The sequence below is a fragment of the Mycobacterium sp. NTMscope_MAC_269 genome (genome assembly GCF_976985695.1).
On the sequence record NZ_OZ335668.1, the window covers coordinates 4,600,100 to 4,612,054 of the forward strand.

Sequence of the window (11,955 nt, forward strand, 5' to 3'; positions counted from 1 at the left end):
GGCGCGATGGGCGGCGCGGCGGAAAGTCAAGCGGTCGAGCGGTACCTGCGGTGCCTGGCGGTTCACGACTGGAACGGCCTGGCCGACACCCTCGCCGAGCAGGGCTTGACCCGGGAGGGGCCGTTCTGCGACGTCGTCGAGGGCAAGGCGCGCTACGTCGCCTACCTGCGCAAGGTGTGCACCGAGCTGCCGGGCCATCGGTTGCGGGTGCACCGCGTCTCACACGTGGACGCCCGGATCTCCTACGCCGAATTGTCCGAGACATTCGAGATCGGCGGCGTCGCGACCACGTGGCCCGAATGCATCCTGTTCGAGCGGGACCAGCACGGATTGATCGTTCACGTCAGCGTGTTCTTCAAGCAGCGGCAGGCAAGCGCCACGTAGGGGTCTATTCCCTCACCCGCGGAATTGACCTACCGTGTGATGGATGGAGGCAGATGGAACTCCGGAGTCGGTGCCGGTCGAGAAATTGCACTCGGGCGACCCGATCACCGATTGCGGTCAGCGGTACATAGTTCTCGAATCGAAATCCTTCAGCGACAGCTGCGTGGTGCTCGAGCTGGAGTCCAGGGTGGATCACCAGTTGCAGGTGATCGAGAAGTCCTTCCCGGCCGGTTACCAGGTCGACAGGGCGAACCACCGAATCTTATAGCCGAAGAATCCTCGACGGAGCAGTGCGCGAGTAGCCGGTCCACGGCTACCGCGCATTCGTGTTTTATGCACCAAAAACGTTGCGCCGCTTAGGCCTTCCGCGGTGGCCGGATGTCGTTGGGATCGTTGGGATCCGGCTCACCGAACCAGCGCGACGGCTCGTGCTCGCCGTACGCGTCGTGCCAGTCCCACCACTCGTAGGGAGCGGTCTGCGGGTACCCCTCGGGCGAATCCTCCCAACTTTCCTGGCGTCCCAGCGCGGTCATGTCCAAAAAGCTCCAGGTGGTCCCCAGCGCCTCGTCGCCGCGGTTGTTGATGAAGTACGTGCGAAACACCCGATCGCCGTCATGAATGAAGGCGTTGGTCCCGTGCCATTCGTCCACGCCGAAGTCGGTATCGAAGCCATCGGTGATCGTGTACCAAGGCATCTTCCAGCCCATCCGGTCCTTCAGCCGCTCGATGTCGGGCTGGGGTGCCCGCGACGCGAACACCAGCGTGGTGTCGCGGGCGTTGAGGTGCGCGAGGTTGCCGACATGGTCGGCCATCATCGAGCAGCCCCGGCAACCGTGTTCGGGCCAGCCGTCGATGTCGGGCCCGTAGAAGGCGCGGTAGACCACCAGCTGCCGCCTTCCCTGGAACAGGCCCAGCAGGTCGACCGTGCCCTCGGGCCCCTCGAACCGGTAGCCGGAATCCACCGCCATCCAGGGCATCCGGCGCCGCCGGGCCGCCAGGGCGTCGCGGGCCCGGGTGAGTTCCTTCTCCTTTTCCAGCAGTTGTTGATGCGCGGTCGTCCACTCGTGGGCCGTCACGATCGGGGGTGTGTTCATCGCTGTCCGCCTTTGCAGTGTCGGGTGTATCAGGTCAGCGGCGCGAGGCCGGCGGAGGTGAGCAGGTAGGCGTCGCAATCCGTGCCCTCGGTGGCGATCTCGAGCACCGACTTACCCACCTGTTCGGCGGTGAGCACGGGCCCCGCCGATTGCAGGAACGTGTCGACGTCGACGCCCTGCCGCTCGGCATAGGCCGCGACCGCGGCCGCCCCCAGGCCAGTGGCCGGTGTCAACCGCGGCAGCACGGCGGTGAAGTCGATGTCCAGCCCGACGCGTTGCGATTCGCTGGCGGCGTACCCGGTGATGAACCTGACCGTCGCCTTCGCGCCGGCATACCCGCCGGACAGCGGTGATCCGGCGACGGCCGCGCCGCTGGACATCACGATCACCGAGCTGCCCGGCGCCAGCGGGAGACGCAGCGCGTGGCGGGCCCAGTGAAACGCCTGCGCGACATCGGAATTCCAGTTCTCACTGAACGTCTCCCAGGTCTGATCCTGCAGTGGCGCCATCCGCGGCGCCGCCCCGGCACACAACACCAGTGTGCGCGGGCGGTAGCGCTCGATGAGGCCGGCCGCCGTCAGTGGATCGGCGGCGTCGCCGACCACCGGGATAAAGGTGTCGCCCAGCACGGCGCGCACCTCGTCGAGCTGTGCCCTTGTGCGCGCGACACCGACGACCTCGGCGCCGGCCGTCGACAGCGCGGTGGCGATCGCGCGGCCGAATCCGCGGCCGGCCCCGGTCACGATCGCGGTGCTGCCGACGAGCCCGTCGGCGCGGGGGTTTGGGGTCTGGTTCATGTCGTGCTCGCTTCCTCTGGTGGACCGCGACCGAGCCGCGGCTTCACTAATGGAGATACGGCGCGGCGACTGGATTCATCGCTCGGGGACCGATGAATTTCGGCGGTCGGACGTCTCTACAGGAGTAGGTTCGCTTCGCAGCCGAGAGGAGAGGGTGGTGCCGGCGCAGGAGGATTTCGTCGAGCGGGCGGCGCCGTTTCGTGCCGAGCTGATCGCGCACTGCTATCGCATGCTGGGTTCGGTGCACGACGCCGAAGACCTCGTGCAGGAGACATACCTGCGGGGCTGGCGCGGCTACCCGGCGTTCGAGGAACGCGCGGCGTTGAAGACCTGGCTGTATCGGATCGCGACGACCGCCTGTCTGCGCGCGCTGGAGAACCGGGCCCGCCGCGTGTTGCCGACCGGGCTGGGTGAGGGCTCGATCGACCCGGACGCCGACCTCGACGCGAAAGCCGACGCGCACGCGTGGCTCGAGCCCATCCCGGACGCCCTCATGTTCGCCGGCCCGGACGACCCGGGGGTCAAAGTCAGCGTCAAGCAGAGCGTGCGGCTGGCCGTGATGACCGCCCTTCAGGAGCTCCCGGCGCGCCAGCGCGCGGTGTTGATTCTGCGCGACGTCGTGCAATTCAGCGCCGCCGAGGTTGCCGAGCTCCTCGACACCACGCCCGCGGCCGTCAACAGTTCGCTGCAGCGGGCCCGGACTCGCCTCGCCGAGCTCTCTCCCATCGAGGACACGATGTCCGAGCCCCACGACGCCGCGCGGCGTGACCTGCTCGACCGGTATTGCGCGGCTTTCGAAAACGCCGACATGGCGGCGCTCACGGCGCTCCTGCAAGCCGAGGTCAAGCTCGAAATGCCGCCTCTGCCAGTGTGGTTCACCGGACGCGACACGGTGCTGCGGTTCCTCGCGGCGCGCGCGCTGGCCAAGGCCGGCGACCTCGCGATGATCCCGACGGCCGCGAATGCGCAACCCGCCGTCGCCGAATATCGCCGCGCGGCCGACGGGGTGATGCGTGCCCATTCGATCCACGTCTTGACTCCGGGTGCCGCCGGGATCGCCGGCATCACCGTCTTTCTCGACCCCGACTTGTTCAGCGCGTTTGGTTTACCTTCAACCCGGTAATGTTTGTGCCAGGGACGTGATCGCAGCCCCTGCCATCTTGGGAAGCCCGACCTGCATCGACCCGCATCGGCCTGCACCGTCAGCGATGTCGTCGGACGGTTTACCTTCCCGCCCCACGTGTGGACAGGTCCTTCACACGCCAGGATCATTAGGCGCGGGAGACGTAGTTGAAGGGTGACGAGTGAAGATTCCCGGCGTTTCCAGCGTCGTCGCTGGTGTGGCCGGCGGCGCCGCGCAGGTGGTACGGGCCGGCGTATCGACCGCGGCGGGGGCCGCCGGCGCGCTGCAGACGTTGGCCGGCCCGGTCGCCGAGCTCGCGGGCCCCGTCATCCAATCGGTGGCTCACACCACGGGCCGGGCGATCGGGGTGGACACGTCCACCGACGGCACCGCCGCCCCGATCGCGCCACCGGTGCGCTGGCACAGCGGGCAACGAGTGCACCTGGACCTGGACCCGCTGCTGCCGTTCCCCCGCTGGCACGAGTACGCGCCCGCCGTCGAGGAGCCGGTGCGCAGGATCCCGGGCGTGGCCAAGGCGCACGTCGAGGGCTCGCTGGGCCGGTTGGTGGTCGAACTCTCCGACGGCGCCGACCACGACGCCGTCCTGGACGAGGTCCGCTCGACGGTCGCGTCCATCGCCGCCGACATCACCTGGTCGAAGGCGGAGGCGGCGACGCCTTCCGCGCCCTTCGCCGACCCGGGTAACCCGCTGGCGATCCTGGTGCCCCTCACCGCGGCGGCATTGGATCTGGTCGCGATGGGCGCCGCGGTGACCGGCTGGGTGACCCGGCTGCCCGCGGCGCCGCAGACCACCCGGGCCGCGGCCGCGCTGATCAACCATCAACCGCGCATGGTCGCGATCCTTGAGGCACGCCTGGGCCGGGTGGGCACCGACATCGCGCTGGCCGCGACCACGGCCGCCGCCCACGGCCTGACCCAGTCGTTCGGCACGCCGATGCTCGACCTGACCCAGCGCACCCTGCAGGTCTCCGAGGCGACGGCGCACCGCCGGGTGTGGCGGGACCGGGAACCCCAGCTGGCCTCGCCCCAACGCCCGCAGGCCCCGGTGGTCCCGGTCATCTCGTCCGCCAAGTCGGAGGTGCCCCGCCACAGCTGGGCGGCCGCGGCGGCCGGCGAGGCGTCCCACGTCGTCGTCGGCGGAACCATCGACGCGGCGATGGACAAGGCGAAGGGCTCGATGGCCGGCCCGGTGGAGAGCTACGTCGATTCCGCCGCGAACGGCTCGTTGATCGCCGCGGTCAGCGCGCTGGTGGCCGGCGGCGGCACCGAAGACGCGGCCGCGGCCATCGAAGCCGGGGTGCCGCGGGCCGCGCACATGGGCCGTCAGGCGTTCGCGGCGGTGTTGGGCCGCGGGCTCGCCAATTCCGGGCAGCTGGTTCTCGACCCGGGCGCGCTGCGTCGCCTGGACCGGGTGAAGGTGGTCGTCATCGACGGCGCCGCCCTGCGCGGCGACCACCGCGCCGTGTTGCGGGTCCGCGGCGACGCGCCCGGCTGGGACGACGACCGGGTCTACGAGGTCGCCGACGCGCTGCTGCACGGCGAACAGGCGCCCGACCCCGACCCGGACGAGCTGCCGGCGACCGGCGCGCGGCTGAAATGGGTTCGCAACCAAGGGCCTTCGGCCACACCCGCGCAGGGGCTGGAAAGCGCCGACCTGATGGTCGACGGCGAATGCGTGGGCAGCGTCGACGTGGGCTGGGAGGTCGACCCCTACGCGATTCCGCTGTTCCAGACCGCGCACCGCACCGGCGCCCGGGTGGTCCTTCGCCATGTCGCCGGCACCGAGGACCTCACCGCCAGCGTCGGCGCGACGCACCCACCCGGAACCCCGCTGTTGAACGTGGTCCGCGAGCTGCGGGCCGACCGCGGACCGGTGCTGCTGATCACCGCGCTGCACCGCGACTTCGCGTCGACCGACACCCTGGCCGCGCTCGCGATCGCCGATGTCGGTGTGGCCCTTGATGATCCGCGCGCCGCCACGGCGTGGACGGCTGACATCATCACCGGTACCGACCTGGCCGACGCGGTGCGGATCCTCTCGGCGATCCCGGTGGCCCGATCCGCCAGCGAATCGGCGGTGCACCTGGCCCAGGGCGGCACCACGCTGGCCGGGCTGCTGCTGGTCACTGGTGAGCAGGAGAAAACCACCAACCCCGTGAGCTTTCGGCGCTGGCTCAACCCGGTCAACGCCGCCGCGGCCACGGCCCTGGTGGCCGGAACGTTCTCGGCGACCCGGGTGCTGCGGCTGCCCGACCCCACCCCGCAACCGCTGACCGCCTGGCACGCGCTGGATCCCGAGATCGTCTATTCGCGGCTGGCCGGCGGTGCGCGGCCGCTGGCCGTCGAGACCGAACCGTCGTGGCGCCGCCGGCTCGACGACCTGTCCTACAGCCCGGGCCTGGCGCCCCTGCGCAAGCCGCTCCACAACGTGGCCCGGCTGGCGTCGGCCACGCGAACCGAACTCGCCGATCCGCTGACCCCCATCCTGGCCGTCGGGGCGGCGGCGTCGGCGATCGTCGGCAGCAACATCGACGCGCTGCTCGTCGCGGGCGTCATGACCGTCAACGCGATAACCGGTGGGGCGCAACGGCTCCGGGCCGAGTCCGCGGCCGCCGAGCTCTTCGCGGAGCAGGATCAGCTGGTGCGCCGGGTGGTCGTCCCGGCCGTCGCGACGACGCGGCGCCGGCTCGAGGCCGCCCGGCACGCGACCCGCACGGCGACGGTGTCCGCGAAGTCGCTGCGGCCCGGCGACGTCATCGACCTGGCCGCACCGGAAGTGGTACCCGCCGATGCCCGCCTGCTGGTCGCCGAGGACCTCGAGGTCGACGAGTCCCTGCTCACCGGCGAATCGCTGCCCGTGGACAAGCAGGTCGACCCCGTCGCGGTCAACGACCCCGACCGCGCCAGCATGCTCTTCGAGGGCAGCACCATCGTCGCCGGCCACGCCCGGGCCATCGTGGTCGCCACCGGGGTCGGCACCGCCGCGCACCGCGCGATCTCGGCGGTCGCCGACGTCGAGACCGCGGCCGGAATCCAGGCCCGACTGCGGGAACTCACCAGCAAGGTGCTGCCGCTGACGCTGGCCGGCGGCGCGACCGTGTCGGCGTTGGCGTTGCTGCGGCGCGCCCCGCTGCGCCAGGCGGTGGCCGACGGCGTCGCGATCGCGGTGGCCGCGGTGCCCGAGGGGCTGCCCCTGGTGGCCACCCTCTCCCAGCTCTCGGCCGCCCAGCGGCTGACGGCCCGCGGCGCGCTGGTCCGCGCGCCACGCACCATCGAAGCCCTGGGCCGCGTCGACACGATCTGTTTCGACAAGACCGGCACGCTCACCGAGAACCGGCTGCGCGTGGTGTGCGCGGTGCCCGTCGGCGCCGATCCGCACGACCCGTTCCCGACGCTGACCGACCCGCAATCGGCGGGGCTGCTGCGGGCCGCCGCGCGCGCGTCCGCCCAGCCGCAGGACGGCCAGGGTCACGCCCACGCCACCGACGAGGCGATTCTCACCGCGGCGAATTCGCTGAACGGCCACGGCGATTCGGATTGGACGATGATCGCCGAGGTGCCCTTCGAGTCCAGTCGCGGCTTCGCCGCAGCGATCGGCGCCCTGCGCCACGGTGGCGCCGACGGCATCACCAATGGGCACCCCGCCGACGCGCCGGTGCTGATCCTCAAGGGCGCACCCGAGGTCATCCTGCCGCGCTGCCGGTTCGCCGACCCGCGGGCCGACCAGGAGCGGGCCGAGACCGTCGTCCGCGGTCTCGCCGAACAGGGCCTGCGGGTGCTCGCGGTGGCGCAGCGCGGCTGGAAACACGAGACCGACGACGAGGACACCGACGCCGACGCCGTGGACGCGGCGGCCGAAGACCTCGAACTGCTCGGCTACGTCGGCCTGGCGGACACCGCCCGGGCGTCGGCGCGTCCGCTGATCGAAGCGCTCACCGACGCCGACCGCGACGTCGTGCTGATCACCGGCGACCACCCCATCACCGCACGGGCGATCGCCCGGCAGCTGGGCCTGCCCGCGGACGCGCGGGTCATCACCGGCGCCGAGCTCGCGGGTCTCGACGAGGACGCGTGCGCCAAGCTGGTCGCCGACGTGCAGGTCTTCGCGCGCGTCAGCCCCGAGCAGAAGGTGCAGATCGTGGCCGCGCTGCAGCGCTGTGGGCGGGTGACCGCGATGGTCGGTGACGGCGCCAACGACGCCGCGGCGATCCGGATGGCCGACGTGGGCATCGGGGTGAGTGGGCGGGGGTCCTCGGCCGCGCGCGGGGCCGCGGACATCGTGTTGACCGACGAGGACCTGGGCGTGCTCCTCGACGCCCTGGTCGAGGGCCGCAGCATGTGGGCCGGCGTCCGGGACGCCGTCACCATCCTGGTCGGCGGCAACGTCGGCGAGGTGCTGTTCACCATCATCGGCACGGCCTTCGGCGCCGGGCGAGCGCCGGTGGGGACGCGTCAGCTGCTGCTGGTCAACCTGCTCACCGACATGTTCCCCGCGCTCGCGGTCGCGGTCACGTCGCAATACGTCGAACCGGATGAGGCCGAATACGAATCCCCCGAGGAGGCCGAAGAGGCGCGCCGGCAGCACCGCCGCGCGGTGCTGACCGGCCCCACCCCCTCCCTCGACGCCCCGCTGATGCGCCAGATCGTCACCCGCGGCGCCGTGACCGCGGCCGGGGCGACGGCGGCCTGGGCCATCGGGCGTTGGACCCCGGGCACCGAACGACGCACGGCGACAATGGGTTTGACCGCGCTGGTCACGACGCAGCTGGCACAGACGCTGTTGACCCGTCGGCACAGCCCGCTTGTCGTGGCGACCGCGCTGGGCAGCGCCGGCGTGCTGATCGGCATCGTGCAGACCCCGGTGCTCAGCCAGTTCTTCGGGTGCACGCCGTTGGGACCGGTCGCCTGGTCGGGCGTGCTGGGTTCCACCGCGGGTGCCACCGCGATCTCGGCGCTGGCGCCGAACTGGCTGGCCAAGCAGGTCGAGGCGTTGGAGCCCGGCCAGGAGTGAACCGCTACGAGAGCTCCCTGCGCAGCACCTTGCCGGTCGGGTTACGCGGGATGCCGTCCACGACGTTGATGTCGCGCGGCTGCTCGAAGCGCGAGACTCGGCTCTTCAGGTACTCCCGGAGCTGCGGCACGTCGATCTCGCTGCCCGGTTGCGCCACCACGAACGCCGCCAATCGCTGGCCGAACCGCTCGTCGGGGACGCCGATGACCACGTTGTCGGCGATGGCGGGGTGTTGGGCGAGCGCGTTTTCGACCGCGCGCGGGTAGACGTTCTCCCCGCCGGAGATGATCATGTCGTCTTCGCGGCCGACGATGAACAAACGCCCCGCGTTGTCGAGGTAGCCCATGTCCCCGGTGCTGGTCATGCCGTCGACCACGGCCTTCGCGCCGCCGTCGGTGTAGCCCCTGCCGGCCAGCTCGCCGCCGACGAAGATGCGGCCGGTCACCCGCGGGCCCACCGGTCGGTCGCTCTTGTTGAGGATCCGCACCGGGCAGCCCGCGACGGGCCTTCCGACGGTTTCGGGGGCGTCGCGCAAGTCCGCCGGCGTCGCGAGGGATCCGATGCCGACCTCGGTGGAGCCGTAGCCGTTGTAGAGGATGTTCCCGTAGGTGTCCATGAACCGCTGCCCCAGCGTGGGGTCGAGGCGGTCCCCGCTGGACATGACCACGCGCAGGTTCGGCACCGGGTTGCGCGCGCGCACCCGCTCGGGCAGGTCGAGGATGCGCGCGAGCACGACCGGCACCGCGGTGAAAGCGTCGGCGCGGTGCAGCGATGCCTGGGCGAGCGCGGCTTCGGCGTCGAACTCACGATGCGTGAGCACCGTGCCGCCCAGTGCGATCGTCAGCATCAGCATGCCCAGCCCCAAGCCGTGAAACATCGGCATTGCCACCGAGATTCGCGACCCGGTCCGCAGCCGGGTGCGGTCGAGGATCGTCACCCACACCCCCACCGCGGACCGCATCTCCGGTGCGCGCGGCACCCCTTTGGGTTTGCCGGTGGTGCCCGACGTCAGCAGCACGATCCGGCCGGGCGCGGCCACGCGTGGTCGCGCGGCCTCCTCGTCGTCGGTCGTCGTGGCCGGGTCGACGATGACGACCGATTCGTCGGCGTCGTGGATTCGCGCGGCGAATTCGTTGTCGGCGACCATCGTTGAGACGCGGTGGGCCTGCACGGCGGCCGCCAGTGCGTCGCTGCGGAACTCCGTACTGACCGGCACCACGTCGGCGCCCAGCAGGGCGGCGGCGAAAACACCTGCGACGAAACCGCGTCCGTTGCGGCACATGACGCCGACCGCCTGGCCGGGGGCGGCGCCGTCGCCCGCCAACCGCCGCGCCAGCGCCTCAGTTTCTCGTTGCAGCTCGCGATAGCTCAGGGCGCCGTCGTCGTCGACGATTGCCGTCCGGCCGGGCCAGCGGGCCGCCGTGACCGCCAGCAGCGTGTAGGGGTTGGTCCCGCCGCGGCGCGCCTCGCGGAGCAGCCGCAGGCCCGCGGGCGGCGACGGCGGCGTGAGCAGGCCGGAGCGGACCAGGGCGCGGGCGGCGGTGGTGGCGACGCGGTCACCGGTCATGGTCGGGCCCGTCGGAATCGGTGAGGAATCGGCGGTTCCAGAGCCGGGCGGCGTAATCGGCCGGCCCGGCCAGCAGCACCGAGGCCAACTCGGCCGGCAGCACCCAGGGCGGTTCGAGGGTGCGGGGCCGCTCGATGACAGCCTTGGCTATGACGTCGGCGGCGGCGTCTGGTGACAAGCCGGGGAGCCGGCCCAGCAGGGGCGTGGGCGCGATCATGCGGCTGCGGACCAGCGCGAAGTAGACGGTGGTGACATCGACGCCGTCGGAGTGCAATTCGGGAGCCACGCTGCGCAGCCAGCGGTCGAACGCCCCCTTCGATGCCTGATACGCACCCCATTGCGGACCCGGCACCACCCGCACGCCGACGCTGGACACGTTCACGATGTGCCCTGTGCCGTGGTCGCGCATGGCGGGCAGGAGTCCCAGCAGCAGCCGGACGGGCCCCAGGTAGTTGATGTCGATGGTGCGCTGGAAGTCGTGCGGCCGGTCGTACTGGTGGTGCAGCGAGCGGCGCAGCGACTTGCCGGCGTTGCTCACCACGATGTCGAGAGGGCCGTGCTCCTCGGTGATCTGCTTGGCCAGGCCGCCCACCGCGGATTCGTCGGTGAGGTCGGTCGGGTAGGCGACCGCGCGCCCGCCGCCGGCGTTGATCGACGCGGTCAGGTCGCCAAGCCTTTCCTCGGACCGGGCGACCGCCAGCACGGTCGCTCCGGCGGCGGCCAGGCTGCGCGCGGTTGCCTCGCCGATGCCGTAGGAGGCGCCGGTCACCAGCGCGGTCTTGCCGGAGGCGGCGCCGCGCAGCCTGTCGGGATCCGACACGCGCGCCGGATTGGCCACATGGTCTCCCGCCGTGGTGAAGACCGCGTTCAAGGCGTGGGCTAGTGCGTTCAACATCGCTGCCGCATTCACTCGAGCCGCTTGCCGGGGTGTGGCTGTTGCTCAACCGTGCCCCGACACGTAACTACAAGTAGCAGACCACATTGCGGCGCGGGGCCGCGCTTCGGCCCGGCCATGACGGTCTGGCGGCGATCGCGGTGCGGCGCGGGACGTAAGGGGCCGGGGCGCTCATGCCGGATGAGCGCCGCGCACAACCGATCTCACTACGCCCGCATCAGCGGCGGTTCTTTTATGAGAACACAGTAATTTCGGCGTTTCCTTTGTTTAAGGCGCGTGTTGAATGGGCACAATGGCGGCATGTTTGCGCGTCACATCGTTCGTTCCGTTGGTCCAGCAGTAGTTATCGCCGCATCCGGGATGGCCGCCTCGGCCATGACCGGTTCCCTGATCCCCACCGCCACCGCCGCATGCCCCGACGTCCAAGTCGTCTTCGCCCGCGGCACCGGCGAAGAGCCGGGCGTCGGCCCCACCGGCCAAGCCTTCGTCGACGCCCTGCACCAACGCGTCGGCGACCGCTCCTTTGACGTCTACCCCGTCAACTACCCCGCCACCGACCAATGGGACACCGGCATCGACGGCATCCGCGACGCCAGCACCCACGTCGTCTCCATGGCACACGACTGCCCCAACACCAAAATGGTCCTCGGCGGCTACTCCCAGGGCGCTGCCGTCATGGGCTTTGTCACCTCGGCGGCCGTCCCCGACGGCATCGACCCGGCCACCGTCCCCAAACCCCTGGCCCCCGATGTCGCCAACCACGTCTCCTCGGTCGTGCTCTTCGGCATGCCCAACGTGCGGGCCATGAACTTCCTCGGCGAACCCCCCGTCGTCATCGGCCCCACCTACGTCGACAAGACGATCAAGGTGTGTGCCGTCGAGGACCCCGTGTGCTCCGACGGCATGAACTTCGCCGCCCACGACACCTACGCCGACGACGGCTCCATCATCGACAAAGGCGTCGCCTTCGCCTCCAGCCACCTCGGCATGGGCGCCCCGAGCGCGATGTCGGTCGCGTCGCCGCACGGCGGTTTCGGGGAGTGAGCAGCTAACCCGTTTATCG

The 11,955-nt window shown here is 71.0% G+C and carries 9 protein-coding genes; 5 read left to right on the forward strand and 4 right to left on the reverse strand.

The features are described from left to right. Positions 1-6: 6 nt before the first annotated feature. Both ACZ50Z_RS21790 and ACZ50Z_RS21795 read left to right on the forward strand, forming a co-directional pair. The gene (locus ACZ50Z_RS21790) at positions 7-384 is read left to right on the forward strand and encodes a nuclear transport factor 2 family protein (protein WP_464485411.1); all 378 of its coding nucleotides are present in this window, start codon (positions 7-9) and stop codon (positions 382-384) included. Between the two features lie 43 nt (positions 385-427). Further along, positions 428-652, forward strand: coding sequence for a hypothetical protein (locus ACZ50Z_RS21795; RefSeq protein WP_464485412.1), 225 nt, complete (start codon positions 428-430; stop codon positions 650-652). 88 nt (positions 653-740) lie between these two features. Here the strand turns inward: ACZ50Z_RS21795 and ACZ50Z_RS21800 are convergent, their stop codons facing one another. Both ACZ50Z_RS21800 and ACZ50Z_RS21805 read right to left on the reverse strand, forming a co-directional pair. After that, positions 741-1,478, reverse strand: coding sequence for a DUF899 domain-containing protein (locus ACZ50Z_RS21800; RefSeq protein ID WP_464485413.1), 738 nt, complete (start codon positions 1,476-1,478; stop codon positions 741-743). A gap of 29 nt (positions 1,479-1,507) precedes the next feature. After that, on the reverse strand, positions 1,508-2,275 hold the full coding sequence (locus tag ACZ50Z_RS21805) for an SDR family oxidoreductase (protein ID WP_464485414.1): 768 nt from the start codon (positions 2,273-2,275) through the stop codon (positions 1,508-1,510). Positions 2,276-2,432: 157 nt separating this feature from the next. Here ACZ50Z_RS21805 and ACZ50Z_RS21810 point away from each other — a divergent pair, with 157 nt between their 5' ends. Next, on the forward strand, positions 2,433-3,398 hold the full coding sequence (locus ACZ50Z_RS21810) for a sigma-70 family RNA polymerase sigma factor (protein WP_464485415.1): 966 nt from the start codon (positions 2,433-2,435) through the stop codon (positions 3,396-3,398). 181 nt (positions 3,399-3,579) lie between these two features. Continuing rightward, positions 3,580-8,430 (forward strand): HAD-IC family P-type ATPase, encoded by a 4,851-nt coding sequence (locus ACZ50Z_RS21815; protein WP_464485416.1) that lies wholly within the window; start codon positions 3,580-3,582, stop codon positions 8,428-8,430. A gap of 4 nt (positions 8,431-8,434) precedes the next feature. Here ACZ50Z_RS21815 and ACZ50Z_RS21820 read toward each other — a convergent pair whose 3' ends face one another. Further along, positions 8,435-9,997, reverse strand: a complete 1,563-nt coding sequence (locus tag ACZ50Z_RS21820) for an AMP-binding protein (protein ID WP_464485417.1) — start codon at positions 9,995-9,997, stop codon at positions 8,435-8,437. Then, positions 9,987-10,892: an SDR family NAD(P)-dependent oxidoreductase gene (locus ACZ50Z_RS21825; protein WP_464485418.1), complete on the reverse strand. Its 906-nt coding sequence runs from the start codon at positions 10,890-10,892 to the stop codon at positions 9,987-9,989. Before ACZ50Z_RS21825 ends, ACZ50Z_RS21820 begins: the two co-directional genes overlap by 11 nt. 300 nt (positions 10,893-11,192) lie before the next feature. Between ACZ50Z_RS21825 and ACZ50Z_RS21830 the strand changes: the two genes are divergently transcribed. Beyond that, entirely contained in the window at positions 11,193-11,936 is a 744-nt protein-coding gene (locus ACZ50Z_RS21830; protein ID WP_464485419.1) for a cutinase family protein, read from the forward strand. The last annotated feature ends 19 nt before the right edge of the window (positions 11,937-11,955 follow it).